Below are 25483 nucleotides of genomic sequence, written 5' to 3' on the forward strand. Positions count from 1 at the left end.
GAGGCCAGGGTCAACGCGAGGGTGAAGGTCAGGTCAGCTGACGCACAGCAGACCGAGCACGCAGATCCCCGACGGGGAGGTCGCCGAGGACGACGACGTGTTGCCCGACTGGGACGTACCCGACGTGCTGGAGGACCCCGACGTTCCGGAGGACCCGGACGTGTTCGACGTGCCCGAACCCGTGCTGCCCGTGGGCGTCGCGGAGGGGGTCTGGGTCGTCGTCGAGCCGCCGGTGACGGGTGTCGTGTCGACGGAGGGGGTGTTCACGGTGCCCGCGGAGCCCTGCTGGGCGGGCTTCGTCGCCGGCGTCGAGTGCGCGGCCGGGGCGTACGGCTGCGTCCGCGCCGAATCCGTGTGGGACGCCGTGACGCCGGAGTGCTGCCGAGCCTTGCCGGTCGTGGCGGAGCGGTCGGGCGTGGCGTCGGGCTTGCGGTGCTTGCCGGTGCCGGACGGCGGGAGCTGGGCGTTCTGGTCCGCGGCCCCGTCCTCCGAGCCCATGCTCGACAGGTCCGTCGCCGTCGACGCCTCGGCGCGGTGGCCGGAACCGCGGTCCATCGAGGCGAGGGTCAGGCCGCCGCCGACGAGCGCCACGGCGGTCGCGACCACGGCCTTGCGCTGGTTCTTCTTCCAGCGGGCCCGCTGCCTGCGCCGGGCGGCCCGCCCCTCCGACAGGGGTATCGCGGGCTCGGTGCCCCGGTCGGCGTCACCGTATGCGTCGGCCCCCGGGGGCTCTTCCGTCTCGGGCCACATCGCCGTCGCGGCGGGCGCCGGGACGGGGCGGTCGTGGGAGGTCACCGGTGCGATGTCGGGGGCGTAGGCACCGCAACCGGGGCACACCAGGGCGCCGTTGAGGTGCCGGCGGCATGAGGAGCAGTAGTCCATCCGCTGTCTTCCTGACCCTTCGCACGGGGAGATGCACCAGAGATGCATGGGGGTTCGAACGGGCTGCAACGGTAACGAGGGTTTCGAAAGACTGTGTGAGGTCTGTGTGCTTCTCCTGCGCGGATTCTCTGCACGTCTCGCACACCGCGGTCGAACGCCCAGGTCAGCGCCGGAACTTCCGGGTGATGCGCGAGTCCGTGGCGCTGATCACAGTCAGCGGGACGGCACTGGGCGGGGAGCTCCGCTCCGGCCCCCGGGGGGAGGGGCCGGTCACGGGTGGGAGGTGCGGGCGCGGCTGCCGTGCTGAGCCCTGGTGGCCTACCGGCGAGTGAACCGCTCGAAGGCGTGGCTGAAGGACCAGGTGTCCTGGGCGATCCCGGAGCAGGAGTTGGAGCCGGCGGTGCCCACGCACCCGCCGTTGTCGCGCTGCAGCGCCCAGAAGGACAGGGTGTTGATGCCCTTGGCCTCGGCCCACTGCTCGACCTTCACCGCGTCCTGGGTGGTGAAGGTCTCCTGCGGCCCGAAGTCGTCGATGCCGGGCATCTCGGTGACCCCGACCATGCGCCAGAGCTGGGATTGCGTCTTCTTGGGGTGGAGCGCGGCGAGTTGGCCGACGAGCCCGGCACCGGCGGTCTCGGTGTCGGCGGCCATGTCATGGGTGGCGCCGTCCCAGTAGTCGAACGTCATGATGTTGACGACGTCCACGCGCGCGTGGTTGTCGACGGCGTTCTTGAGGAGGGCCACGCCGTTCGGCGCGAGCCCGGTGGTCGTCGAGGGCAGGGTGTACGAGAACTGCACGCGCCGCCCGGTGCGTTCGGCCCACCGCTGCACCTGGGCGATGGCCTTGTTGCGACGGTCGATCCCCGCGGTGTTGTTGATGGAGTCGGCCTCGACATCGAGATCGATGCGTGAGATCCCGTACGTCGTGACGAGGCTCTCGTAGACCTTGGCGATGGCGTCGACGCTGGTGCAGCTGTCGGCGAGTTCGGTTCCGGTGGTGTCGGCGCCGTAGCCGCCGAAGGACGGGACGACGTTGCCGCCGCGGGCCTGTATGGCAGCGATGTCGGCGCCGAAGGTCGCCTTCGAGACGGGCTGGGTGGTGTCGCCGTTCCAGTAGGCGGTGCACGAACCGGCGGCATCCGTCTGAAGAAACGCCATGGTCAGGTACTTGTTCCCGGAGGCGGCGGCGAGTTGGGCCGGGCTCTTTCCGGTCCACGCCTCGAAGTACGGCGCGGCGACATGCGCGGGCATGGGCGCCACGGGCCGCGAGGGCGCGGCATCCGCTGCCGACGCCCCGCCTCCCCCGAGCGCGACAAGACCGGCCGACAGGCCGGTCACGGTGATGCAGGACAGCAACGCACGAAGAGCAGGACGCGGTCGTCTCATTGACGCTCCCAGGGAGGGCGGAGAGGAAGAGGGGAGGGGTGTGGGGGCGAACCGACGACCATATTTGGACTAGACCAATTGTCTGTCAAGGTTCTTTACAGTTACCTGACCCTTCTGGGGCCCAAGCTGTCAGGGACGGCCCTGGCTCGGCATGGAGCTGCCTCCGGATCCCAAGCCGGATGAGGAGATTCCGTAGGAAGTTGAAGGGATGACAACCGGATGTCTTGACGTGGTCTCCACGGACCCGTTGGCTTCTTGCTCACCCGGTGGTCCGCTCCTCCACTGCCCGGAAGGCACCTGCAAGTGATGGTTCACACCCCCCGCAGAACCGGCGTACGTCGTTTCGCCGTCGTCCCCGTGCTCGCCTCCGCCTCGGCGCTCCTGCTCTCCTCGTGCGGTGTCATCGACAGCGTCAGCGGGAGCAGCAGTTCCGCGAGTCCCAGGAAGGGCGACGACATCACGGTGGGGCTGTTGCTGCCCGACACCGCCACCGCGCGGTTCGAGAAGTTCGACCACCCCCTCATCAAGGAGCGGGTCGCCTCCCTCACGCACGGAAAGGGCAAGATCCGCTACGCCAACGCCGGTGCGAGCGTGGGCAAGCAGAGCAGGCAGTTCGGGGAGATGATCGACGCCAAGGTCGACGTCATTCTGGTGGACGCCGTGGACGCCGAGGCCATCGCGCCGGATGTGCAGAAGGCCAAGGACGCCGGGATTCCGGTGATCGCCTACGACCGGCTCGCCCAGGGGCCGATCGACGCCTACATCTCGCACGACAACGAGCTCGTCGGCGAGGTGCAGGGCCGTGCCATCACCGACGCGCTCGGCGAGAAGGCCGCCTCCAGCAAGGTCGTCATGATGAACGGCGACCCCGGCGATCCGAACACGGCCCTCGTCAAGGACGGAGCGCTCAGCGAGCTGAAGGGCCGGGTGAACATCGTCAAGTCGTACGACACCGACAAGTGGTCGCCGTTGGTCGCCAAGGCGAACATGACCAAGGCCATCCAGTCCGTCGGGCTCGGCAACATAGCCGCGGTCTACTCGGCCAACGACGGCATGGCGGGCGCCGCCATCGACGCGCTGAAGGCGGCGGGTGCCACCAAGATGCCGCTGGTCACCGGGCAGGACGCCAACCTGGACGCGGTGCAGCGGATCGTCGCCGGCGAGCAGACGATGACGGTGTACAAGTCGTTCCTGCTGGAGGCGACCAACGCCGCGGAGATGGCGGTGGACAAGGTGCGGGGCAAGAACCTCGAGTTCGACGCGCTGACCCAGGACTCGGTCGACAGCCCCACCCAGAAGGCGATCCCGGCGATGCTGGTCCCCGTGGTCGCCCTCACCAAGAACAACATCAAGTCCACGGTGATCAAGGACGGCGTCTACACCGTCAAGGACATCTGCACCGCGAAGTACGCGGCGGACTGTGCGGCCATCGGCCTGAAGTAGTCCGGCCTCACCGCCACACCGCCCGGGACGCAACCTCGCGTCCCGGGCGTCGGTGTCAGCGGCCGTTTCCCTTGGGGGCGCCGCCGGCGCCCTTGGCCGGGGACCGGCGGCGCCCCTGCTGTGCCGGGCGGCCGCGCCGCGCCCGCGGGGCGGAACCCGTACGCGCCGGGCGGCTTTCGGGAGCGGGCGGCGGAGTGAGGACCACGGGCACGCCCGACGGGGCCTGGGCGCCGGTGATCCGGCTCAGTTCCGCCTCGCCGGAGCGGACGCGGGTGGTCCGCGGGGTGATGCCGGCGTCGGCCATCAGACGGGACACCTCGCGGCGCTGGTGGGGCAGGACCAGGGTGACGACGGTGCCGGACTCGCCGGCGCGTGCCGTACGGCCGCCCCGGTGCAGATAGTCCTTGTGGTCGCCGGGCGGGTCGACATTGACGACGAGGTCGAGGTTGTCGACGTGGATGCCGCGGGCCGCCACGTTCGTGGCCACCAGCACGCTGACCTGGCCGTCCTTGAACTGGGCCAGGGTCCGGGTGCGCTGGTTCTGCGACTTGCCGCCGTGCAGCGCCGCCGCGCGCACCCCGACGGCCAGCAGCTTCTTGGCGAGCCGGTCCGCCGCGTGCTTGGTGTCCAGGAACATGATCACCCGCCCGTCCCGGGCGGCGATCTCGGTCGTGGTCGCGTGCTTGTCCTCGTCCTCCACGTGCAGCACGTGATGGTCCATCGTGGTGACGGCGCCCGCGGACGGATCCACGGAGTGCACGACGGGGTCGTGCAGGTAGGTGCGGACGAGGCGGTCCACGTTGCGGTCCAGCGTCGCCGAGAACAGCAGTCGCTGACCGCCCGGGCGCACCTGGTCGAGGAGCGCGGTCACCTGCGGCATGAAGCCCATGTCGGCCATCTGGTCGGCCTCGTCCAAAACCGTGATCGCGACCTGGTCCAGACGGCAGTCGCCACGGTCTATGAGGTCCTTGAGCCGGCCGGGTGTCGCGACGACGACCTCGGCCCCGGAGCGCAGGGCGCCCGCCTGGCGGCCGATCGACAGCCCGCCGACCACGGTGGCGAGCCGCAGCCGCAGCGCGCGGGCGTACGGTGTGAGCGCGTCGGTGACCTGCTGCGCCAGTTCCCTGGTGGGTACGAGGACGAGGGCCAGCGGCTGCCGGGGCTCGGCCCGCTGCCCCGCGGTCCTGGCCAGCAGGGCGAGCCCGAAGGCGAGCGTCTTGCCGGAGCCGGTGCGCCCGCGGCCCAGGACGTCCCGGCCGGCCAGGGAGTTCGGCAGCGTCGCGGCCTGGATCGGGAAGGGGGCGGTCACGCCCTCGGCGCCGAGTGTGGCCAACAGACGCCCGGGCATGCCGAGTTCGGCGAAGTCCTCGACGGGCGGAAGTGCCGGGGTCACCGTGACGGGCAGTGCGAACTCGCCGCCGGACGCGGCAGGCCGGCTCCGGCCCGGACGGGAACGGGCGGATCTCTTGTTCGTGCGAGTGTTCGTACGAGCTGTGCGGTTCATGCGGAAGCCTCCTCGATGCGGCACGTATCGAGGAATGCCTCCCGGCGGACGGACCGTATGAGGATTCGCAAGAAGTAGCCGAAGAAACCGAAGGAACGGACGGGGAATTCGAAGTGAAAGGTGCGGTGAAGAATTGAGCGGAGTGCGGGGAAAACGCAACGAGCCGGGGCCCGCACCCAAAGAGTGCGGGCCCCAGCCACGTGGTACGTACGCGTCAGCGTCAGGCGGGAAGGATGTTCTCGGCCTGCGGGCCCTTCTGGCCCTGCGTCACGTCGAAGGTCACCTTCTGGCCCTCGTGAAGCTCACGGAAGCCCTGGGTGGCGATGTTCGAGTAGTGGGCGAAGACGTCGGCGCCGCCGCCGTCCTGCTCGATGAAGCCGAAACCCTTTTCCGAGTTGAACCACTTCACGGTGCCGGATGCCATACGGAATCTCCCTCAACAAAAAAGAGTGCTCGTCGACGGAAGGTCGAAGAGCACTCAAAAGCCTCTGGTAACCAAAACTGCCATTTGGCACCGTAGCACAGGTGGTGGCCCGATGCTGGGGTATAACCGGGCCATGATCTATCACGTCGTGTCGAGCGCCGAGTGGAACGCCGGTCCCGACCGGCCCTACGCCCCCTCCTCCCTGGCAGAGGACGGTTTCGTCCACTGCTCCCCCGACGAGGCGACGACGCTCAAGGTCGTCGACGCGTTCTACGGCGGCGCGCCCCGGCCGCTGTTCGTGCTGCTGCTCGACGAGGCACGGCTGAGCGCGAAGTGCGTATGGGAGGCGGCGGATCCCGCGCCGCCGCCGGGAGTCGCCGAAGGCACCCTGTTCCCGCATGTGTTCGGACCCCTCGACCGGGAGGCGGTGGAGCGGATCCTGGTGGTCCGGTGGGACGAGGAGGGCCGCGCGACGGGACTTGCGGACGCGCCACCCGACGTACGTCCCTGACCAGCGCATCCGCCCTCCCGCACGACACGAACGGCCCGGGTGCGGAACCCGGGCCGTCCGTTGCGTGCGGGAGGTGTCAGCCGCGGCCGCTCGCCTTCGCGAGAGCCGGGACGAACTTGAGGGCGTCCACGGTGCCGACCCCGGTCGCCAGGTCGTAGCCGTTGACGGCCTTGTAGCCGGTCACGCCCTGGTAGCTGTTGTCGGTGCCGTCGTTGACGTCGACGATGCCGTTGGCCTTGGCGCCTCGGGCGTAGAGGGCGTACAGCGCCTTCTGGATGTTGCCCACTCGGTGGCCGGCCGCCTGGTCGGCGAGGGCGACGATGCCCGAGAAGATCGGGGTGGCCTCGCTGGTGCCGCCGGTGACGTCCCAGCCGACGGCGGTCGGGTCGTAGCTGGAGTAGATCCAGGCGCCGCCGTTGACGGCCGCGGCCATCGAGATGTCCGGGGTGCCGCGGCGGGTGCCGACCTTGCTCTTCACGCCGTCCTGGAAGGACGGGCGGGTGAACACGTGGGACTGGCCGCCACCGCCGGCGCCGAAGTCGTGCTCGGAGGCGTTGTAGACGCTGTCCGGCCTGACGCGGGCGCCCGCGTCGTTCAGGTGCAGCTCGGTGCCGCCGATCGAGGTGACCAGCGGGTCCGAGGAGGGCCAGGAGTTGACGCGCTTCTTGTAGTACGTCTTCCCGTCCAGCTTCAGGTCGGTCGCGCCGCCGTCACCGGAGGCCGCCAGCACGGTCACCTTCTTGCGGTTCGCGTCCTGGAAGGCGTACCGCAGGTTCTTGATGCTGGAGAAGTCGCCGTGGTCGAAGCCGGGGAAGGTGTTCTCCGTGGCGCCGAAGCTCTGGCTGATGACGTCGCCGACACCGTGGTCGATCAGGTGCTTCTCGGCGTCCATCATCTCCGGCAGACCGGTGGTGCCCTCGGTCTCGGAGACGGCCGTCTCCACCAGGACGATCTTGGCGGCGGGTGCCACCGCGTGCGCCAGCTCGACGTCCAGGGTGGTCTCGCCCGCCCAGCCGGTCATGTCGGAGTTCTTGGGGTCGAAGGCGGGGACGTGCCCCCACTTGACCACCTTCACCTTGGTGCTGGGCAGACCGAACTGGTGGCTGTAGACGTCGAGGTCGTGCTGGACGGTCGGGGAACCGTACGAGTCGACGATGACGATGGTGCGGCCCTTGCCCGTGACGCCCTTGCGGTAGAGGGCGTTGAGGTCGTACGCCTTGCGGTACTGGAGCGGGGTGTAGCAGTTGATGTGCCACTTGGTCTGGCACTGCTCACTGCTCAGCGGGCTGCTCACATCGTGGACCAGGGTGTGCCCGGCGACGGCCGGTACCGCCAGGGTGTGCGGTACGGCGGCGGGCGCGGCGGTCCCCGGTGCGGTGACCGCGAGGGCGGCGACGGACGTGGCGGCCGCGACGCCCAGCCCGATACGGGCTATGTGCATGAATCCCCCTGGATTCGGAGTCTTGCGAAGTGGATGCGCGAAACGGGTTCGCGAAGGGCTCGGTCTCACGAGGTGATCCCGAAGTGGTCTTCGCGCATCTCATCGAACGAGTCATGCACAGTTCAAGACCGTTGAATCGACGATTCCGAACCCTTTACCTCCCGATTGACCGGCAACTTTCCTGATTGAGCTTCAACTCTGCCGATTGGCGCTCAGCTCTCCCGTTTGATCCACTCGCTGCCGCCCAGCGGGTAGTCGTAGCCCGGGCGGCCCGCGTCGGCGCTGGTGCGGAACGCGGTGCCGGAGTTGTCGATGTGGACGGTGCCGCGGCGGCTTCCGCTGGACCAGTCCAGGGTGAGGTCCCAGCGGACGTCGTGGGCCTTGGTGTGGGCGACGACGTAGAAGACCTCCGGGTCGGACTCGCTGACCTTGTACGGGAAGTCGCGCTGGCCACCCTTGACGGTGACCGTGGGACTGCCGTTGTCGAGGTCGACGTCGAACGACTTGGTCTCGACGCCGCCGCCGCAGCCGACGCCCATCGAGTAGTCGTTCCAGGCGAGCGGCGCGCCCTTGCTGAGGATGCGGACGTGCAGCGCCTCCAGGACGACGGTCTCCGCGCCGGTGCCCTGAACGGTGAGGGCGACCTCCTGTTCGCCCGAGGAGACCGCCCCGTACGCGGCGGCCCAGCGCGTGGCGGTGTCCTCGCCGGCCGGCGGGCCGACCTGCGCGGGTTCGCTGTCCACGAGGAAGTGCTGGCTGCACGGGTTGTCGTAGACGTAGGGGCGGGTGCCGACGGTGAGCGGGACGGCGCCGGTGGCGGAGCCGCCGGTGGACCGGTCCGAGCCCTTGCCGGACCCGGCCGTCCCGGAGCCGGTGGGGGAGGCGGTCGCCGACGCGGACGGCTTGTCGCCCTTCGCGCTCGGGGACGAGGTGGCCGACGGTGTCCCGGAGTCCGTCGCGCCGCCGGTCGTGGCGCCCGCACCGACCTCCTGCCGGTCCGCTGCGTTGTCCCCGCCGCCGAAGCCCGGATGCACGGTGAGCGCGACGACACCCAGGACGGCGGCCGCGGCGGCGGACGCGATCAGGACGGTACGGCGACGAGTCGGACGGCCGGGCGGCGTGAGCTCGCGGGTGTCGACGACCACCGGCTCATCGGTGTCGGTCCCGCCCTCGCTCTCGCTCTCGTGCTCCCTTTCGCCTTCGCCCCGGCCCTCTTTACCGACGTCGTTCCCGTCGTGCCCGTGCGGGGCCACCGGGCCGGGGCCCACCGGCTCGACGGGCTCCGCCTGTTCCGTCCTGCGTCCTCGTGCCGCGTCCGCCAGGATCCAGCGCCGGTGCAGCTCCACCAGTTCCTGCGGCGTCGCACGGCACACCCTCGCCAGGCGCTCCACCGGTGCGTACTCGATCGGCACCGCGCTGCCGTTGCAGTAGCGGTGCAGCGTCGACGTACTCATGTGCAGCCGCTTGGCCAACGCCCCGTAACTGAGCCCCGAGCGGTCCTTGAGCTCCCGCAACAGCCGCGCGAACGCCTCGGTCTGCGCGGTCTCGCTCGCCTCCGACACCCGTTTCCCCACCCCTCCGTATTCCCCCGTGTTCCAGCCACCCGTTCCAGGAGCACTGCATTCTCCCTGGTCAGAGGGCGTTTTGGCGTTCCGGCGTCCCCAACTGCCCGCCATCCGTGGCAGTTGGGACGGATCGCCTCACAAACTTCGGTCATCCAATCACCACCGCCACCGAACACCGAAGGGGCACAGTCACATGTTCAACTTCCGCACCTCCCGCACCCGTTTCATCGGCGCAGCCTCGACCGTGGTTCTCGCCGCGCTCTCCCTGACCGCGTGCAACAACGGAACGGGCACCCGCGACGAGGGCGCCCCGGTCGCTGCCACCAGGACCGCGACTTCCTCCGCTGGCGCTGCTGCTTCCGGTGGCTCGTCGTCCGGCTCCGGCTCCCACGCCTCCGCGGGGGGCTCCTCTTCCTCCGCGGGCTCGTCGGGCTCGTCGGGCTGGTCCTCGGGCGCCAAGCCCGCCACCGCCGCGCCGGGTTCCGCCAAGCACACCTCCCCGCCGAAGGCGCCCGGCTCCGCCGACAAGCCGGTCACCTGCGAGGGGTCCAACACCAAGACGGTCGCCGCCCCGCTGAACCGCCCCGTGAACCACATGCTGCTCACGGTGACCAACACGGGCAGCAAAACCTGCTTCCTCTACGGCTACCCGGCCGTCCGCTTCGGGGAGGCCCAGTCCGTGCCTCCGGTCATCGGGGACTCGCAGCCCCAGGCCGTCGTCACGCTCCAGCCGGGAGAGTCCGGGTATGCCTCCGTGAACCTGTCCGCCACCGACGACAGCGGCGCGAACGGATACACCGCGAAGTCCCTGACCGTCTACTTCCAGGGCCGCTCCATGAGCGGGAGCGTCGGCAAGAGCGCCCGTCCGGCGCTGCCCGCGAAGGGCGTGTACATCGACGACTCGCTGAAGGTCACCTACTGGCAGCAGTCGATGGACGACGCCGTCGACTGGTGACGCCGTAACGGCGAACGGGCCCAGGTCATCGACCTGGGCCCGCTCGCGTGGCCGGCGCTGCTCGGTGGGGTTACTTGGTGGAGTTACTTGGTGAAGGCCGCGACACCGTTCGGCGTGCCGAGGCCCGTCGGGCCGTCGAAGCCCTTGCCCGCCTTGCACAGGTAGTCGCTGCAGGACCCGTTGGCGCCGTCGGTGACGTCGTTCAGCTTGTCCGGGTGGGCGTAGGGGTACGCGGCCGGAACGTCATCGCCGGGAGCGCCCGCGAGGGCGTACACGCCGGCGATGAACGGCGCGGAGGCGCTGGTGCCGCCGTACACGTTCCAGCCGGCGGCCTGGTAGGTGTCGTAGACGGCGAGTCCGGTGGCCGGGTCGGCGACGGCCGCGACGTCGGCGACGGCGCGCTTGGCGCAGCCGCTGTCCTTCTGCCAGGACGGCTTGGCGTCGAACTGCGAGCAGCCCGAGCCCGCTCCGTCGCCGCCGGCGGACTTGCCCCAGACGGACTCGGACCAGCCGCGGGTGCTGCTGTCCTTCTTGAGCGAGGTGCCGCCGACGGCGGTGACGTACTGCGAGGCGGCCGGGTACTCGACGCCGTAGCCGCTGTCACCGGAGCTGACGGTGATGGCGACGCCCGGGTGCTTGAAGTACTGGTCGTCCGAGGCGGTGTCCGCGGCCTCCTCGCTGCCGCCGTAGCTGTTGGAGACGTACTTGGCGCCCTGCTTGACGGCCTGGTTCACAGCCGCGCCGAGGTCGTCCATGCCTGCGGACTTGGCCTCGACGAGCAGGATGTGGCACTGCGGGCAGGCCGCGCTGACCATGTCGACGTCGAGGGAGATCTCACCGGCCCAACCGGCGTCCGGCGCCGGGTAGTTCGTGCCGCCGTCCTGGTCGATCTTCTTGAAGCAGCCGTTGCCCGTGCTGCACTCCGGGAGGTTGTACTGGGAGCGGTAGGCCGCCAGGTCCTTCTCGGCGTTGGGGTCGTCGTTCGCGTCGACGATCGCGACCGTGGCACCCTTGCCGGCGTCCTTGGGCAGGTTGTAGGCCGCCTGTAGATCGGCCGGTCCGAAGCCCTTCGGGGTGTCGTGGCGGCCGAGCGACTTCTGCGTCCTGAGGTCGGTGCGGACCTCCGCCTGGCACGCCATGTAGCCGGGCCTGCTCGGCTGCGAACAGAGCCGGTGCGTGTGCACCGTGGTGGCGGCGGGCGTCGCGATGGTTGTGTTCGCGAAGGCCGAGGACTGCGCGGCGACGGCCAGGCCGCCGGTGATCAGGGCCGCTGCCGACAGCAGTGCGGGCGCGCCGCGGCGTATCAGGTTCCTTCTGCGGTGAGAACTCAATGAACTGCCCTCCGTGGGGGGATGGGTGGCTCCGTGTCGGCGGCCGGAAGCGCCCACGCCCTGACTTATGCCAGGTGCATGACAAGCGGTTTCCGTTGGGGGTGGCCGAGTGGGGAGCCCTGTTCCGGGCATGGTGTTGACTGCCACCCCGGTCAGTGGTGGCTGCCCATGAGGTTATTGACAGTTTGCCGAAGAGAACAGTGCGGGTTGGTAAAACCTTGGCCTCCAACTCCACTGCGGGGACAGGTACCTTGTGCAGCCATGGAGCTTGAAGACGGAACCATCAACGACCTGATGTCGCTGGGTCTGGCCCGGTACGAGGCACGGGTCTACCTGGCACTCGTCAGGCGTGGTTCCTACACGGCCGCCGAGGTCGCCCGGGAGGCCGACGTGCCGCGCCAACGCGTCTACGACGTGCTGGACGCGCTGATACGGCGGCAGTTGGCCACCTCCCACCCCGGCCGCGTGGCCACGTACTCCGCCGTCACGCCCGAACTGGCCCTGGCCCGGCTGATGGCGCGCCAGCGCGAGTCCGTCGAGCGCCTGGAGCGGGTCTCGCAGGGGCTGGCCGGTGTGCTGCAACCGCTCTTCTCCCAGGGGCGGGAGCACACCGATCCGCTGGACTACATCGAGATCCTGCGCGACCCCAAGGCGATCGCCGAGCGCTTCGCCGACATCCAGCGGCAGGCGCGGCACGAACTTCTCACCTTCTGCAAACCGCCGTTCGTCGCGCCCGCGGACAACGCCGAGGGCATCACGGTGGTCCGCCGGCTCCACCACTCCGGCGGCACCGTCCGGGCGATCTACCTCGACGACGCCCTGGCCGACCCCGAGACGGCGGAGCACGTACGGCGCTTCGCCGCCGCCGGGGAGGAGGCCCGCTTCGCCGCCGAACTGCCGCTGAAGCTCGTCATAGCCGACGCCTCCCTCGTCCTGTGCGACATGCCCGACCCGGTGGCCGGCGCGGGCTCCACCACCACCCTCTTCATCGAGCACCCGGCCCTCGCGGCCTGTCTGCGGCTGGCCTTCCACACCGTGTGGGAGGCCGCCGCGGCCGGGCCGTGATCAGCGCATGCCCGCCGCGTCGAGCAGGGTGGTCACCGTGGGTGCGACGAGCCCCGGCAGTTTGTCCGCCCCGATGCCCGCGCGGGCACTGGCGCCGTCGAAGACCAGGCTGAGCTGACGGGCCAGCAGGTCGGGATCGCTCGCCCCGCCCTTCTCGGCCTCGGTGCGGAAGAAGCCGGTCAGGTTCTCCTTGACCCGGTGGGCGACCCGGCTTGCGGGGTGGCTCTGGTCCTTGAGCTCGATCTGGACGGCCAGATACCGGCAGCCCCGGAACCCGGGCGCGTCCGACTCCGACTCCACCCGCTCGAAGACATGCAGGATCCGCTCCCGGGGCGGACGGTCGTCGTCCGGCGCGGGCAGGAGCGTCGTCACATAGGCGGCCGCGCGCTGCTCCAGGCTCGCCGCCAGCAGTTCGTCCTTGCTCTCGAACAGCTGGTACATGGAGCGCTTCGACACCCCCGCCGCCTTGCACAGGGCGTCCACGCCGATACCGACGCCCTTTCGGTAGGTGAGCGCGGCCGCCGCCTCGAGCAGCCGCTCTCGGGGGCTCTGCTTCGCCTCGGTGGTCATCCTGCGAGGTTAGCTCGATTCCGACGGAATGAAAACTGATCGGTTTCCGGTGGCTTGCGCTTGGAAACCGATCGGTTTACCGTGGCTGGAAACCGATCGGTTTCTCTTTCTCCGGAGGAAGTCATGACCGCATTGAAGGGCGCGAACGTGTTCGTCACCGGCGGCAGCCGTGGCATAGGCAAGGCGCTGGTGGAGGAGCTGTACGAGCGTGGTGCCGGCAAGGTCTACGCCACGGCCCGCGATCCGCGCGGCGTGACGCACCCCGACGCGGTCCCGGTGGCGCTGGAGGTCACCGACCCGGCCTCGGTGGCGGCGGCCGCCGCACAGGCCCAGGACGTCACCGTGCTGATCAACAACGCCGGTGCCGCGGTCGGCGCGTCCTTCCTCGGCTCCCCGGTGGACGACGTACGCCGTGAGTTCGAGACCAACTTCTACGGCCCGCTCCTGGTCGCCCGGTCCTTCGTGCCGGTCATCGAGCGCAACGGCGGCGGCCACATCCTGAACGTGCACTCCGTCCTGTCCTGGCTGGCCCTCGGCGGCTCCTACAGCGCCTCCAAGGCCGCCCTGTGGTCGCAGACCAACTCCCTGCGCCTGGAGCTTCTGCCGCGCGGCATCGGTGTCACCGGACTGCACGTGGGTTACGTGGACACGGACCTCGCGGCGGACGTCGACGCACCCAAGTCCGACCCCCGTGACGTCGCCCGACTCGCTCTCGACGGCGTCGAGACGGACGCGTACGAGGTGCTCGCCGACGACATCTCGCGGCAGGTCAAGGCGGGTCTGGCGGGAGACCTGGCGGGGCTGTACGCCCAGCTGGCGAAGTAAGCCCCTTCACACACGAGGAGCCGGCGAGATGCCCGCCCAGGAGTCACCTCCCACGATCCGCATCCCGGGGACCACCAGCCACACGATCCCCCCTCGCGGCGACCGTGAGGGACGGCTGCGCTACCTCAAGGCGGGCAGCGGTGCGCCCGTGGTCCTGCTGCACACCGTGCGTACGCAGGCCGAGCACTTCCGCCACCTCATCCCGCTGATCGCCAACCGGTACACCGTGTACGCGCTCGACCTGCCGGGGATGGGCCACTCCGAGATCGTGCCCGGGGCGTCGTACGACGAGCCGGCGATGCGCGCGGGCGTCGTGCGGCTGCTGACCGAACTCGACCTGAACGACGTGACGCTGGTCGGGGAGTCCATGGGGGCGGTGCTCGCCCTGACCACGGCGGCCGATCTCCCGGAGCGGGTCCGGCGGGTCGTCGCGGTGAACGCGTACGACTTCCGTGGCGGGATCGCCCGCTCCGGACTCCTCGCCCGTGTGGTGGTCAGCGGGGTCCTCGCGCCCGGAGTGGGTCCGGTGATCGCCGGGGTCGAACCCAGGCCCGCCCTCCGCAAGATCCTTCAGGGCGGCCTCGGCGACAGGACCGCACTGCGCGAGGACTACGTCGACGAACTCCTCCAGGTGGGCACCCGCCCCGGCTACCCGACCGTCGCGCGGGCCGTGTTCCAGGCCCTGCCCAGCCTCATCGCGGCCCGCTCGCGCTATCCGGAGGTCAAAGCGCCCGTCCACCTCGTCTACGGCGAGAACGACTGGTCCCGGCCCTCGGACCGGGAGGCCAACCGGCGGCTGCTGCCGGCCGCCGAGTTCACGCAGGTGCCGAAGGCCGGCCACTTCATCGCCCTGGAACGGCCCGACGTGCCGGCCGACCTGCTGAACGGGGCGGAGTGATCATCGCAGACGACGAAGGACGGCGACGTTTCGGGCCGGGCACCCGGACACGGCCGCCTGACGTACCGGCGGCGCACCGGCGCGCGCAGGCGACGGCTGCCGGTGAACGCCGGTCGCCGGTCGTATCGACCCCAGGGCGGGTGATCCGCTGGTGTGGGCGAAGGGGCCCCGGGTGTTATTGAATGAGCTGTGCGGTCAGGAATCTCGGGGCCCTGTCGCCCGGGTTCTGATACGACCCCGGCGCTGTGCCGGGGCCGGCGAGCGAGCTGAGAGAGCCGCATGGACTCCACCCCCTCCCCTTCGTCCGCGTCGCCGTTCGACATGGTCAGCGGCGCTTTGGCGCGGTACATGCCGGGTGAGGGAGCGGAGGCCGCCGGTGCCGCCGACCAGCAGGACGACAGCGCCGCCGGCCGACGCCAGGACACCGATCCGGCCCCCGGCCGTCCCGAGCAGATCCTCGGCGCGGTCAGCCTGGACCGTGACCTGAGAATCACCCGCTGCAACCTGGACGCCCCCGTCTTCGCGGGCGTGGAGGCCGTGATTGGGAAACCCTTCGTCGACCTTCTGCCTCCCTGGGACGTACCGACGGTCACGCGGCGGCTGCGGCAGGTCCTGGAGACCGGTGAGCCGCATGTCGCCCGGGTGCAGCGCCTGCGCCGCGGCGACGGGTCGGAGCTGGTGGTCTCGATGAGCATCCTGGCCGCCGCGGAGCCCCAGGAGGGTCTGACCGTCTCGCTGATCGCCATGGCCAGGAGGCTGCACCTGTACGCCGCCGAGACCGCGATCGGCACCTCGCTGGACATCGGCGAGACCGCGCAGTCCCTGGCCCAGTCCCTGCTGGCCTGGGGCGAGGTGACCGCCATCGACCTCGACTTCGCCGTATGGACGGGCGAGGTGGTCACGGGGCAGCCGCAGGACCGCATCCGGCTGCGGCGGGCGGCCCTGGTGCCGGACCGGGCGTGGCCCGACGGCTTCCTGACGCCGGGCGACGACCTTCCCGGCGACGCGAGCCGCCTGCTGTCCCAGGCGATACGGCGTGACGACGCAGCGCAGGCCATCGTCATACCCGACCGGGAGTCGATCGAGCGGGTGCTCGGCAGCCCGCGGCTGGTGCGTGCCCTGGTGCCCGGTGACCAGGCGGAGGCCGTGGCGTGCATACCGCTCGTCCTGGACGGCACGCCGCCCGTCGTTCTGGGGGTGGCGGAGGTCTGGCGGCGGGCGGACCGCCCCTTCGAGGACGGCGAGCTGTTCGACCTCCAGGAGCTGGTGGCCAGGACCTCCCACCATGTCGACCTGGCCCGTCAGCACCAGCGCGAGCACACGCAGGTGCTGGCGCTGCAGCGCCGGCTGTTGCCCCGGTCCGCCGGCGACACCATCGAGACCGCCAGCGTCTACCAGCCCGCCACCCCCGACAGCGCGGGCGTCGGCGGGGACTGGGTGAACAGCTTTCCGCTGCCGGACGGCCGTACCGCGCTGGTGGTCGGTGACGTCGTCGGGCACGGTCTGGGAGCCGCGGCGACCATGGGGCAGCTGAGCATGGAGGCCCGCGCGCTGCTGTCCGCGGGGCTGGCGCCCGACGAGGTGCTGGAGCACCTGGACGAGACGGTGTCGCTGCTGGACGACGCGGAGTCGGGGCTCGCGGCCGGTTACAGCGCCCTCGGCTCGACCTGCTGCATCGCCGTGTACGACCCGGTCGGCCACCATGTGGCGCTGGCCAGCGCCGGCCACCTCCCTCCGGTCCTGATGCCCCCGGGCGGACCCGCCGGCCCGGTCGCCGTACGCACGCACCCCGGGCTGGGCGCCGAGTTCGCGCTGCGGGAGCCGTACGAGGTGCACGCGTTCGCCGCGCCCCCGGGCTCGCTGCTCGCCCTCTACACCGACGGCCTGGTGGAGGATCCCGAGCTGTCGATCGACGAGGGCATCGGCAGGCTTGCGGACGCCGTGGCCACGGTGCACCCCTGGGACTCCCTGCAACAGGCCGCGCGGCGCGTGGTCTCCGCGCTGGCGCCCGTGCACCGGCGCGACGACGTGACCCTGCTGCTCGCGCGCATGATCGGCTACCGCAAGGGGGACACCGCGACCTGGCGGCTGCCCGCCCGGGTCGACGCGGCGGCAAGGGCCCGGGCCCTGGTCTCCGCGCTGCTGGGGCAGTGGCGTATCAGGGACGAGACCCAGGACAGGGTGCTGCTGGTGGTCGACGAACTGGTCGCCAACGCGGTCCGCTTCGCCGCCGGACCTGTCACGGTCCGGCTGATCAGGACCGGCCACGGGCTGCTGTGCGAGGTGGGCGACACCGGCAACGGCAGGCCGCGGCTGGGCCGGGGCGGGCTCCTCGACGACGGCGGTCGCGGCCTGCACGTCGTGCACGGACTCACCACCCGGTGGGGGGTGCGCTGGACGGACACCGGCAAGGTGGTCTGGGCGTCGGTCGAGAGGTGACGCGGACGGGCCCTACAGCCACTCGCCTTCCAGGGCGGTGGTCGTCAGGCCCGGGGCCGCCGCGTACAGGACGGCACGACTGCCCGGTTCCTGCCCGGCGTCGCAGGCCCTGCGCATGATGTCGAACACGGCGGCGCCTCCGCGGTTGCCGGTGGTGTAGCTGTCCCGGCTGTAGTCCAGCAGCCCCGACGGCCACCCGTCGGGCATCGTCTGCTCCATGTACTCCAGCACGCGCGTCCCGCCGGGGTGCGCGAGCAGGACGTCGGGGTGCCAGGAGTCGGGGTCGTCCTGGTAGCGCAGGCGCAGCCACTCCCACATCGCGGTGACGGTCTCCTGTACGGCGCGCGGTCCGCGCCGGTCCATCACGAAGTGGGTGCCGTCCTCGCGGGTCTCCAGGCGGTGCAGGTCCTGGGTGCCGGGCAGGGTGTGGTTCCAGGAGGCGTCCAGCCGCAGCGCCGACTCGGGCCGGGGGCGGCCCGTGACCACCGCGGCGACCGCGGTGTCCGCGAACAGCAGCCGGACGATCAGGGACTCCAGGGTGTCGTCGGCGGGCTGGTACGTCGTGCTCAGCGCCTCCGCGATCACGACCAGGACCACCCGGTCGGGGTCCGCGGCCACGAGATCCGCCGCCAGCGCCAGGGAACGGGTCCCGGCGATGCAGGCCCACTGCGTGGCCGGCAGCAGCAGTACGTCGTCCCGGAGCGGGAGCTTGTTGGCGAGGGCGACGTCCAGCCCCGGCAGTGCCGGGGTGGTGGAGTGACTGGTGATCAGACAGTCGACGTCCGAGGTGTCCAGGCCCGCGATCTGCAGGGCCCCGCGCGCCGCACGCTCCCCGCAGGACTGCACGGCCGCCCACGCCGGCGCGGTGCGCTCCTGGACGGTCTGCGGCGCGGGTATCGCCTCCAGGGCGGCTATCACGCGGTCGACGTCCTGCTCGGTGAACCCGTCACCGGCGAGTGCCTCCCGGGCCGGCCCGATGCCCGCAGCCGGCAGACCGCCCCCGTTGCCGGGCGCGACGGCGGCCTCCAACGGCAGCATCCACCCTCGGGATTCGATGCCCGTACTGGCCGCGATGCCGTCGATGCGCGGCGCCCACGCCGCGTCCGGGTGGCGACCGCGCACCTCCGCCACGATCTGGCTGGTCTGCACGGTGTGTTCGCCGTGTATCACGGCAGGCGGGCACAGGTAAGCGGCCATGGTGGCACCTTTCTCCGGGGGAGGGGGCGAGGCGGAACGCCACGAACGCCGAGTCATGGGCCACTTGGGCGCGTTGTGTCCAAGTAAATGGCGTTCCGCTCCACTTCGGGCTTCTTGAGCCGCTTCGAGGATGGACGCCAAATGGGCATTTACGCTGTGATCTGGACAACTTGGCTGGTTATTGGTGTGCGTGAGACGGCGCACATGTAGGGGTATTTGTCCCCTTTGGGTATATACGTCGCGTCAGCAACTCGCCCTGTCACCGGCCAGTTGCTCTTCGATCAGATCGGCGGCGCGGCGGGTGCCGCCCTCGGCGCGGACCTCGGACCACAGCCAGGCCGAGCGCGCGGCGACCTGGGGATCACCGATGAGCTCCATCAGGGCGGTGCGCAGTGCCGCCGCCGTGACGTCCACGGCGTCTACCCGGCGGGCGACGCCCAGTTCGACGAGCCGGTCGGCGTGCAGGGACTGGCCGGGGCCGTTCGGCACCGCGATCATCGGCACACCGGTGCACAGGCCCAGGCTGCTGCTGTCCGTCCCCGTGTGCGCCACCCACACGTCCGCCTGCTCGAGAACGGTCAACGGCGAGGTCCACGGCCGGACTTCGAAGTTACGGGGGACCCGCTCGCCCAGATCGCCGGCACTGCCCGTCTGCAACACCACATGCCATCCCGGCAGATCCGTGAACGCGGCCACACACTGGTGGTAGATCTCCTGCGCTCCGTGGTACGCCGAGCCGGCCAGCGACACCAGCAGCACCTTCTTCGCCTCGGCGGGCCGCGTCCAGCCGTCCTGCTCCCGGTCGACGCCGAGGCACGGGCCGACGAACGTCACCGCCTCGGTGTCGACACGTTCCGCGTACGGCTGCAGGGCGCGCGGGATCATGGCGAGCACTCGCTCCGGGCGGCCGGTGAACTCCTCCACGTCCGTGGTCACCGCACCGCACCGGACCAGCCAGTCGGCGAACCGCGCCCGGTACGCGGGGCCGTTGGGCAGCTGGGCGTATGCCGCGGCGATCTCCTCCCGGACGCCCTCCCAGGCCACATGCCCCGCGGCCAGCTGCACATGGCCGCGGCCCTGCGCCTCGGCCAGCGCGCGGCCCGCGTACGCGCCGACGTCGTAGAGATAGAGGTCGGCGGGATCGTCGTCGTACACGGCGTGCAGCTGTGGCAGTACGGCCATCGCCTCGTCGAGGAAGCGGGAGGCGGATCCGATGGGATCCTGCGGCCAGTCCTGGCCGGCGACCGTGAGGGTGGACGTGACGCCGATCACCTCGGCGCCGGTGGAGGCGACCGGCTCGGCGAGGGGGCCGGCGTTGGCGTACGTCACGCGATGACCGCGCGCCACAAGCTCACGGATGATCTCCAGGCTGGGCAGCACATGCCCGACCAGAGGCGTACCGACCATGGCGATATGAGCAGAACGGGGCATGTCAGGACTTCCTTGGATAGAGGTCTCTACGACACAGCAACGCCAGGAAGCCCGCTTGAGCAACGCACTCCTCACCCCCAACCGCCCACGCGCGCACGCCGCGGCCGGCCGCGGGACGTCGGCTCCGGGGGCTCGCGATCACGGTGGCGGCGAGTGCAGCCACCACCCCCGGCACCCGTTCCCGGCGGTCGCCGCATCCCATTCCCCCGTTCCAGGGTGGCCCTGTTCTCCCAGGTCAGAGTGCGTTTCGGTGTTCCATCGTCCCCAACTCCCCGCTGGGCGTGGCCGTTGGGACGGATCGCCTCACATGCTTCGGTCATCCGATCAGCACCACCACCCGAACTCCGAAGGGGCACAGCAACATGTCCGGTCTCCGTACCTCCCGCACCCGTCTCGCAGCCGCCGCCACAACCGCCGTTCTCGCCGCGCTCTCCCTGACCGCGTGCAACAACGGAACGGGCGCCCACGACGAGGGCGCGGCGGCGACGCCCTCCACGAGCGCTTCGTCCGGTGCGACTTCGCCGGGCGCGGCCTCCGGCTCCACGGGGTCGACCGGCTCCACGGGCTCCACCGGCTCCACGGGTTCGGGCTCCTCCGGCGGCGGGTCCACCACCGGATCCAGCACCGGTTCGAAGCCCGCCGGCGGCACCTCGGCATCGAAGGTGCCCGGCTCGGCAGGCAGGCCGGTCACCTGCGAGGGGTCCAACACCAAGACGGTCGCGGCCCCCCTGAACCGCCCGGTGAACCACATGCTGCTCACGGTGACCAACACGGGCAGCAGGACCTGCTTCCTCTACGGCTACCCGGCCGTCCGGTTCACCGACGCCCAGTCCGTTCCTCCGGTCATCGAGGACTCGCAGCCGCAGGCCGTCGTCACGCTCGATCCGGGCCAGTCCGGATACGCGGCCATCAGCCTGTCCGCCACCGACGGCGGCAGCGGCAGCGGCAGCGGCCACACCGCGAAGTCCCTGACCGTCTACTTCCAGGGCCGCTCCATGAGCGGGAGTGTCGGCACCGCCGCCCACCCGTCGCTGCCCGCCCAGGGCGTCCACATCGACGACTCGATCAAGGTCACGTACTGGCAGCAGGAGATGAACGACGCCACCAACTGGTGACCCGTCGGCGCCAGTTCGACGACCAGCACCTCACCGACGCGGAAGGCAGGCACCCACCATGCGCAGGATCACCCGCTTCCTCACGGCCTACGTCGGCGCCGCCTTCCAGGTCGTCGTCATGGGCAGCACGAGCCGCGTGGCCGAGGAGGCGGGGGTCCGACCGCCGGCCCTACTGCTGAGTCATTCACATGTCGAGGGACTCGTCGGGCCGGACCACGCACAGGGCCCAGATGATGAACCCGGAGAGCGCGATCATCACGACGGACCACACCGGGTAGTACGGCAGGGAGAGGAAGTTGGCGATGATGACGAGTCCGGCGATGGCCACGCCGGTGACGCGCGCCCATGTCGCGGTCTGGAACAGCCCGAGGCTGACGATGACGGCGACCGCGCCCAGGGCGAGGTGAACCCAGCCCCAGCCGGTCAGGTCGAACTCGAAGACATAGTTCCGTGTGGTGAGGAAGATGTCGTCCTCGGCGATGGCCATGATGCCCCGGAAGATGTCGAGCAGGCCGACGAGGATGAGCATGACGCCCGCGAAGGCCGTCAGCCCCCCGGCCCACCCCTGCTTCGTCGCGTCCGCCTGCCGTGTGTGTGTCGCGGTCATGCCGGTGCCCCTTCGCGTGTCGTCCTGCGCGTGTCAGCGTCCGTGGGCGGAGGGGGTGGTGCCCGAGCCGTTGGCCGGCCCGTGGCCGGACAGGACCAGTTCCTTCGCCTTGCTGAACTCCTCGTCGGTGATGTCGCCGCGAGCGCGGATCTCGGACAGCCTGGCGAGTTCTTCGACGCTGCTGCGTTGCCCCTGGTCGCCCACGGCCTCCCTGATGCGGGCGTCGAAGGCGTCCTGCTGTGCTCGGGCCTGCGCTATCTCTCGGCGGCCCATGTTCTTGCCGCGGGCGATCACGTAGACGAAGACACCCAGGAAGGGCAGGACGATGGTGAACACCAGCCAGCCCGCTTTCGCCCACCCGTTCATGTCGTCGTCACGGAAGATGTCGACGATGACGCGGAAGAGCAGGACGAACCACATGATCCACAGGAAGAACAGGAGCATGCTCCAGAAGACGCTCAGCATGGGGTAGTCGTACGCCAGGTACGTCTGCGCGCTCATCTCACTCCTCCATCCCGGGCGCTCGCCCGGACGCCATTGCGTGCTCGCTTCAGTGTGGGCAGGGGCCAGGGCGCGGTGCCTCACCCTTCGTGGGTGAGCGTGCGGGCCGTCCGGTCCGCCCGGTCGACGTGCTCCCGCGGTCGGTTCAGGGGCCGGTCGTCAGGTCGTCGCGGAGGGGCCGTCGGAGCCTGGGCCGCGCGCCCTTCGGAGCGCGGCCCGCCATGCGAGGGCGACCGCGGCTTCGGCCAGAGCGAGCAGGACGAGCCACAGGCCGAGCAGCCGGGTCAGGGCGCGGGCCGATTCAGCCGGCAGGGCGAGCACCACGATCCCCGCGACGATGCCGAGCAGCGCGACGCCCAGGACGACGCCGCGGTGCGGCATGTCCTTGGCGGCGATGCACGTGTAGAGGGTGAGAACGCCGGACACCAGCCAGACGACGCCGACGATCAAGGACAGCGCGGCGATGGTCTGCAGCGGGTTCCGCAGGCACAGCACCCCGGCCAGGACGTACAGCACGGCCAGCAGCAGCCCCGGGAGCCGTTCGCCGTGTTCCTCCCGGCCGAAGCAGGTCACGAACCGGAACGCCCCGGTCACCAGCAGGTGCAGGCCGATGAGGACAGCCAGGATGTGCAGGGTCTCGTCCGGCCAGACCAGCACGATGACGCCCGGCACCAGCGTCGCGACCGCCGAGCCCAGGATCCAGGTCCACGAGCGGCCCAGTCGCGCCAGTACGTCCTCGGCCTCACTCACCGGGCGGGGGGCCGCCCCGTCGGCAGGGGGTTCCGGTTCGGCAGGCGACGCCGGATCACGCGACATGGTCATGGCTCCTCCTCGCGCGATCGTGCGGGTCGCTCCCGGACCGCCGACGGGACGGTGCGTGGGAACCCCTGGCTGCCTCAGCGTCCCGCCGGCCGGCCGACCGGCGGGTCACCCACGGCGGGTGATCGGGCGGCACCACCGTGGTGAGCAGGGCGCGGAACCCGGTCGCGGGCGCCCACCGGCCGGGACTGAGCCGTCCCCCTCCCGGCTCGGGTCCCCGAGTCACCACCCAGACCCGGCTGCTCTCGTCTCGGGATCGTCAGTCGGCCCGGTCCTCCGGCAGTCGCCGCATCTCCAGGACGCGCAGTCCCAGCGACTGCAAGCGGGCCAGCAGCCCGTAGAGGTGCCCTTCGTCCACGACGGGGCCGAACAGGACTGTCTGACCGGACATCACCACGTGGCCCAACTCCGGGAAGGCTTTGGTCAGCGTTTCCGACATGTGTCCCTCGACGCGGATCTCGTAGCGCATGGGCAGTTCTCCCGCGGACGGCGTGGGGGGCAGGCGGACGGCGCCCTTCCCTGCGATCGTCCACCCCCCTGCCTGGCCGGACCTCACCCGGTACAGGTGACCCGCCGCCCGGTGCATGTGTGATCTCGTGTGATATCCGACGGCGCGGGCCGGGGCCCCGGCCCTGCGGCACCGGCCGAGCCGCGGTGGAGACGCTCGTCGTGCCATACGAGGAGAAGCCATGGACGACTACCCCCCGATCGCCGATCACGGGCTCGTCGGCGACCTTCAGACCGCGGCGCTGATCGCCGCCGACGGCACCGTCGACTGGTGGTGCACCCCGAGGTTCGACTCTCCCAGCGTGTTCGCCTCCCTGCTCGACAGCGACCGCGGCGGTCACTGCCGGCTGGCCGCCGACCCCGGTGACGAGGTCACCGTCCGCCAGCTCTACCTTGCCGACACCGCCATCCTGGTGACCCGCTACATGGCCCCGGACGGCGTCGGCGAGGTCGCCGACTTCATGGAGCCGAACCCGTCGACGACCCCCTCCGCCCTGCACCGCCTGATCCGGGTGGCCCGTGTGGTGCGCGGCAGCCTGCCGTTCGAGCTGATCTGCCGGCCGCGCTTCGACTACGGCCGAGCGGCGCACTCCCTGGACCGCCTCGACGACGGGTCCGTCGTCTTCCACGGCCCCGACACGGACCTGCATCTGCAGGCCACCGCCCCGGTCGACCTCCACCCCGACGGCAGCGACGTCACCGCCCGCTTCACCCTGCACGCCGGTGAACTGGCCGCGATCGTCCTCACCAGCGAGAGCGGCGACGCCTCCGCCCGCAGCGGGCGGCCCGGCGGCCCGGCTCCCGACGCCGAGGCGACCGCCGCGGCCTTCGACGACTGCCGCACGTTCTGGCTGTCCTGGCTGCGCTCCTGCCGCTACCGCGGCCGCTGGCACGAGATGGTCGTACGCTCCGCGATCACCCTCAAACTCCTCACCTACGGCCCCACCGGCGCCCCGATCGCCGCCGCCACGATGGGACTGCCCGAGCAGGTCGGCGGCGAACGCAACTGGGACTACCGCTACACCTGGATCCGGGACGCTTCGCTCTCCGTCCGCGCACTGATCGACCTCGGTTTCACCGACGAGGCGGGCGCCTTCCGCCGCTGGCTGCGCGACCGCCTCGATGCCGGTACGTCCGCATCCGGCGAACCGCTCCAGATCATGTACCGCGTCGACGGCGAACCCCACCTGGTCGAGGAGGTCCTCGACCACCTGGAGGGGTACCGCCGTTCGGCACCCGTCAGGGCCGGAAACGCGGCCGCCGACCAGCTCCAGCTCGACATCTACGGTGAGGCGGCCTATGCCCTCGCCCAGGCCGAGGACATCGGCGGCATCCGGGGCTGGAAGGCCTTCGGCGGCCTTCTGGACTGGCTGGCCGACCACTGGGACCGTCCCGACGAGGGCATCTGGGAGACCCGCGGAGGCCGCCATGACTTCACCTACAGCCGACTCATGACCTGGGTGGCCTTCGACCGCGGCGTCCGCCTGGCCACCACCCACTCACGCCCCGCCGACCTCGACCGCTGGCTGGCCGCCCGCGACAGCGTCTTCCAGCAGATCGTGGACCGCGGCTGGAGCGAGAAGCGCCGTGCCTTCGTCCAGCACTACGACACGGACGTCCTCGACGCCTCCCTGCTGCTCATGCCACACGTCGGCTTCCTCGCCCCCACCGACCCCGACTGGCTGTCCACCCTCGACGCCATGGACGAGGAACTCGTCAGCGACAGCCTCGTCTACCGCTACGACCCGGCCGCCTCCCCCGACGGGCTGCTGGGCTCCGAGGGCACCTTCAACCTGTGCAGCTTCCTCTACGTCGAGGCACTCGCCAAGTCCGGCCGTATCCACCAGGCCCGCTACGCCTTCGACAAGATGCTCACCTACGCCAACCATGTGGGTCTGTTCGCCGAGGAGATCGGGCCGTCCGGAGAGCAACTCGGCAACTTCCCCCAGGCGTTCACCCACCTGGCCCTCATCGACGCCGCGATCGCGCTCGACGAGAAACTCGACCGGGCAGAGGACGCGGCCCGCTGACCGCCGGGCGTACGACACGACGCGAGGGAGCGCAGGG

General features: G+C 70.7%; 23 protein-coding genes. 9 read left to right on the top strand and 14 right to left on the bottom strand.

Translation table 11 applies throughout. The annotated features are described in order from the left end of the window. Positions 1-33: 33 nt before the first annotated feature. Together ABT254_RS23615 and ABT254_RS23620 are read right to left on the bottom strand one after the other, a co-directional pair. Positions 34-882 carry an SCO2400 family protein gene (locus ABT254_RS23615; RefSeq protein ID WP_351473356.1) on the bottom strand — a complete coding sequence of 283 codons (849 nt, stop codon included), beginning with the start codon at positions 880-882 and terminating at the stop codon, positions 34-36. A gap of 318 nt (positions 883-1200) precedes the next feature. Then, on the bottom strand, positions 1201-2268 hold the full coding sequence (locus ABT254_RS23620; protein ID WP_351473359.1) for a chitinase: 1068 nt from the start codon (positions 2266-2268) through the stop codon (positions 1201-1203). Positions 2269-2574: 306 nt separating this feature from the next. Here ABT254_RS23620 and ABT254_RS23625 point away from each other — a divergent pair, with 306 nt between their 5' ends. Then, positions 2575-3711 carry a sugar ABC transporter substrate-binding protein gene (locus ABT254_RS23625; RefSeq protein ID WP_351473362.1) on the top strand — a complete coding sequence of 379 codons (1137 nt, stop codon included), beginning with the start codon at positions 2575-2577 and terminating at the stop codon, positions 3709-3711. A 55-nt stretch (positions 3712-3766) separates the two neighbouring features. On the opposite strand, the gene ABT254_RS23630 is transcribed toward ABT254_RS23625, so the two are convergent. Together ABT254_RS23630 and ABT254_RS23635 are read right to left on the bottom strand one after the other, a co-directional pair. After that, the gene (locus tag ABT254_RS23630; RefSeq protein WP_351473365.1) at positions 3767-5215 is read right to left on the bottom strand and encodes a DEAD/DEAH box helicase; all 1449 of its coding nucleotides are present in this window, start codon (positions 5213-5215) and stop codon (positions 3767-3769) included. 220 nt (positions 5216-5435) lie between these two features. Further along, entirely contained in the window at positions 5436-5639 is a 204-nt protein-coding gene (locus ABT254_RS23635; protein WP_351473368.1) for a cold-shock protein, read from the bottom strand. Positions 5640-5772: 133 nt separating this feature from the next. Between ABT254_RS23635 and ABT254_RS23640 the strand changes: the two genes are divergently transcribed. Continuing rightward, positions 5773-6150 carry a DUF952 domain-containing protein gene (locus ABT254_RS23640; protein ID WP_351473370.1) on the top strand — a complete coding sequence of 126 codons (378 nt, stop codon included), beginning with the start codon at positions 5773-5775 and terminating at the stop codon, positions 6148-6150. 76 nt (positions 6151-6226) lie between these two features. On the opposite strand, the gene ABT254_RS23645 is transcribed toward ABT254_RS23640, so the two are convergent. Next, entirely contained in the window at positions 6227-7591 is a 1365-nt protein-coding gene (locus tag ABT254_RS23645) for a S53 family peptidase (protein ID WP_351473373.1), read from the bottom strand. A 212-nt stretch (positions 7592-7803) separates the two neighbouring features. Further along, a complete protein-coding gene (locus ABT254_RS23650; protein ID WP_351473376.1) occupies positions 7804-9153 on the bottom strand; it encodes a helix-turn-helix domain-containing protein in 1350 nt (449 codons plus the stop codon). 196 nt (positions 9154-9349) lie between these two features. Here ABT254_RS23650 and ABT254_RS23655 point away from each other — a divergent pair, with 196 nt between their 5' ends. Further along, complete coding sequence (locus ABT254_RS23655; RefSeq protein ID WP_351473378.1) at positions 9350-10111, top strand: DUF4232 domain-containing protein; 762 nt, start codon at positions 9350-9352, stop codon at positions 10109-10111. 83 nt (positions 10112-10194) lie between these two features. Here ABT254_RS23655 and ABT254_RS23660 read toward each other — a convergent pair whose 3' ends face one another. Next, a complete protein-coding gene (locus tag ABT254_RS23660) occupies positions 10195-11442 on the bottom strand; it encodes a S53 family peptidase (RefSeq protein WP_351473381.1) in 1248 nt (415 codons plus the stop codon). Between the two features lie 261 nt (positions 11443-11703). Here ABT254_RS23660 and ABT254_RS23665 point away from each other — a divergent pair, with 261 nt between their 5' ends. Next, positions 11704-12507 carry a TrmB family transcriptional regulator gene (locus ABT254_RS23665; protein ID WP_351473384.1) on the top strand — a complete coding sequence of 268 codons (804 nt, stop codon included), beginning with the start codon at positions 11704-11706 and terminating at the stop codon, positions 12505-12507. Here ABT254_RS23665 and ABT254_RS23670 read toward each other — a convergent pair whose 3' ends face one another. Continuing rightward, positions 12508-13077, bottom strand: a complete 570-nt coding sequence (locus ABT254_RS23670; protein WP_351473387.1) for a TetR/AcrR family transcriptional regulator — start codon at positions 13075-13077, stop codon at positions 12508-12510. 123 nt (positions 13078-13200) lie between these two features. On the opposite strand from ABT254_RS23670, the gene ABT254_RS23675 reads away from it, so the two are divergent. The 3 genes from ABT254_RS23675 to ABT254_RS23685 all read left to right on the top strand — a co-directional run bounded on the left by ABT254_RS23675 (position 13201) and on the right by ABT254_RS23685 (position 17239). After that, positions 13201-13902, top strand: a complete 702-nt coding sequence (locus ABT254_RS23675; RefSeq protein WP_351473390.1) for an SDR family oxidoreductase — start codon at positions 13201-13203, stop codon at positions 13900-13902. 28 nt (positions 13903-13930) lie between these two features. Then, on the top strand, positions 13931-14800 hold the full coding sequence (locus tag ABT254_RS23680) for an alpha/beta fold hydrolase (RefSeq protein ID WP_351473393.1): 870 nt from the start codon (positions 13931-13933) through the stop codon (positions 14798-14800). Between the two features lie 279 nt (positions 14801-15079). Further along, positions 15080-17239, top strand: coding sequence for an ATP-binding SpoIIE family protein phosphatase (locus ABT254_RS23685; RefSeq protein ID WP_351473396.1), 2160 nt, complete (start codon positions 15080-15082; stop codon positions 17237-17239). A 12-nt stretch (positions 17240-17251) separates the two neighbouring features. On the opposite strand, the gene ABT254_RS23690 is transcribed toward ABT254_RS23685, so the two are convergent. Next, positions 17252-18436, bottom strand: coding sequence for a beta-ketoacyl-[acyl-carrier-protein] synthase family protein (locus tag ABT254_RS23690; RefSeq protein ID WP_351473399.1), 1185 nt, complete (start codon positions 18434-18436; stop codon positions 17252-17254). Positions 18437-18679: 243 nt separating this feature from the next. Continuing rightward, the gene (locus ABT254_RS23695) at positions 18680-19867 is read right to left on the bottom strand and encodes a macrolide family glycosyltransferase (RefSeq protein ID WP_351473401.1); all 1188 of its coding nucleotides are present in this window, start codon (positions 19865-19867) and stop codon (positions 18680-18682) included. 362 nt (positions 19868-20229) lie between these two features. On the opposite strand from ABT254_RS23695, the gene ABT254_RS23700 reads away from it, so the two are divergent. Further along, the gene (locus ABT254_RS23700; protein WP_351473404.1) at positions 20230-20982 is read left to right on the top strand and encodes a DUF4232 domain-containing protein; all 753 of its coding nucleotides are present in this window, start codon (positions 20230-20232) and stop codon (positions 20980-20982) included. 184 nt (positions 20983-21166) lie between these two features. On the opposite strand, the gene ABT254_RS23705 is transcribed toward ABT254_RS23700, so the two are convergent. The 4 genes from ABT254_RS23705 to ABT254_RS23720 form a co-directional block, all read right to left on the bottom strand. Further along, the gene (locus ABT254_RS23705; protein ID WP_351473407.1) at positions 21167-21589 is read right to left on the bottom strand and encodes a DUF7144 family membrane protein; all 423 of its coding nucleotides are present in this window, start codon (positions 21587-21589) and stop codon (positions 21167-21169) included. Between the two features lie 33 nt (positions 21590-21622). Next, positions 21623-22090, bottom strand: coding sequence for an SHOCT domain-containing protein (locus tag ABT254_RS23710; protein ID WP_351473410.1), 468 nt, complete (start codon positions 22088-22090; stop codon positions 21623-21625). A 159-nt stretch (positions 22091-22249) separates the two neighbouring features. Continuing rightward, positions 22250-22912 carry an HdeD family acid-resistance protein gene (locus ABT254_RS23715; RefSeq protein ID WP_450748072.1) on the bottom strand — a complete coding sequence of 221 codons (663 nt, stop codon included), beginning with the start codon at positions 22910-22912 and terminating at the stop codon, positions 22250-22252. Positions 22913-23168: 256 nt separating this feature from the next. Continuing rightward, complete coding sequence (locus ABT254_RS23720) at positions 23169-23378, bottom strand: DUF8691 family protein (RefSeq protein ID WP_351473413.1); 210 nt, start codon at positions 23376-23378, stop codon at positions 23169-23171. A gap of 220 nt (positions 23379-23598) precedes the next feature. On the opposite strand from ABT254_RS23720, the gene ABT254_RS23725 reads away from it, so the two are divergent. After that, complete coding sequence (locus ABT254_RS23725) at positions 23599-25446, top strand: glycoside hydrolase family 15 protein (protein ID WP_351473416.1); 1848 nt, start codon at positions 23599-23601, stop codon at positions 25444-25446. Positions 25447-25483 lie beyond the last annotated feature (37 nt).

The organism is Streptomyces sp. NPDC001137 (genome assembly GCF_040298885.1).
Classification (GTDB): Bacteria; Actinomycetota; Actinomycetes; order Streptomycetales; family Streptomycetaceae; genus Streptomyces.

Coding starts and splice junctions, on each gene's coding strand:
- ABT254_RS23615 (WP_351473356.1), bottom strand. CDS start 882: ATGGACTACTGCTCCTCATGCCGCCGGCACCTCAACGGCGCCCTGGTG.
- ABT254_RS23620 (WP_351473359.1), bottom strand. CDS start 2,268: ATGAGACGACCGCGTCCTGCTCTTCGTGCGTTGCTGTCCTGCATCACC.
- ABT254_RS23625 (WP_351473362.1), top strand. CDS start 2,575: ATGGTTCACACCCCCCGCAGAACCGGCGTACGTCGTTTCGCCGTCGTC.
- ABT254_RS23630 (WP_351473365.1), bottom strand. CDS start 5,215: ATGAACCGCACAGCTCGTACGAACACTCGCACGAACAAGAGATCCGCC.
- ABT254_RS23635 (WP_351473368.1), bottom strand. CDS start 5,639: ATGGCATCCGGCACCGTGAAGTGGTTCAACTCGGAAAAGGGTTTCGGC.
- ABT254_RS23640 (WP_351473370.1), top strand. CDS start 5,773: ATGATCTATCACGTCGTGTCGAGCGCCGAGTGGAACGCCGGTCCCGAC.
- ABT254_RS23645 (WP_351473373.1), bottom strand. CDS start 7,591: ATGCACATAGCCCGTATCGGGCTGGGCGTCGCGGCCGCCACGTCCGTC.
- ABT254_RS23655 (WP_351473378.1), top strand. CDS start 9,350: ATGTTCAACTTCCGCACCTCCCGCACCCGTTTCATCGGCGCAGCCTCG.
- ABT254_RS23665 (WP_351473384.1), top strand. CDS start 11,704: ATGGAGCTTGAAGACGGAACCATCAACGACCTGATGTCGCTGGGTCTG.
- ABT254_RS23670 (WP_351473387.1), bottom strand. CDS start 13,077: ATGACCACCGAGGCGAAGCAGAGCCCCCGAGAGCGGCTGCTCGAGGCG.
- ABT254_RS23675 (WP_351473390.1), top strand. CDS start 13,201: ATGACCGCATTGAAGGGCGCGAACGTGTTCGTCACCGGCGGCAGCCGT.
- ABT254_RS23680 (WP_351473393.1), top strand. CDS start 13,931: ATGCCCGCCCAGGAGTCACCTCCCACGATCCGCATCCCGGGGACCACC.
- ABT254_RS23685 (WP_351473396.1), top strand. CDS start 15,080: ATGGACTCCACCCCCTCCCCTTCGTCCGCGTCGCCGTTCGACATGGTC.
- ABT254_RS23690 (WP_351473399.1), bottom strand. CDS start 18,436: ATGGCCGCTTACCTGTGCCCGCCTGCCGTGATACACGGCGAACACACC.
- ABT254_RS23695 (WP_351473401.1), bottom strand. CDS start 19,867: ATGCCCCGTTCTGCTCATATCGCCATGGTCGGTACGCCTCTGGTCGGG.
- ABT254_RS23700 (WP_351473404.1), top strand. CDS start 20,230: ATGTCCGGTCTCCGTACCTCCCGCACCCGTCTCGCAGCCGCCGCCACA.
- ABT254_RS23705 (WP_351473407.1), bottom strand. CDS start 21,589: ATGACCGCGACACACACACGGCAGGCGGACGCGACGAAGCAGGGGTGG.
- ABT254_RS23710 (WP_351473410.1), bottom strand. CDS start 22,090: ATGAGCGCGCAGACGTACCTGGCGTACGACTACCCCATGCTGAGCGTC.
- ABT254_RS23715 (WP_450748072.1), bottom strand. CDS start 22,912: ATGACCATGTCGCGTGATCCGGCGTCGCCTGCCGAACCGGAACCCCCT.
- ABT254_RS23720 (WP_351473413.1), bottom strand. CDS start 23,378: ATGCGCTACGAGATCCGCGTCGAGGGACACATGTCGGAAACGCTGACC.
- ABT254_RS23725 (WP_351473416.1), top strand. CDS start 23,599: ATGGACGACTACCCCCCGATCGCCGATCACGGGCTCGTCGGCGACCTT.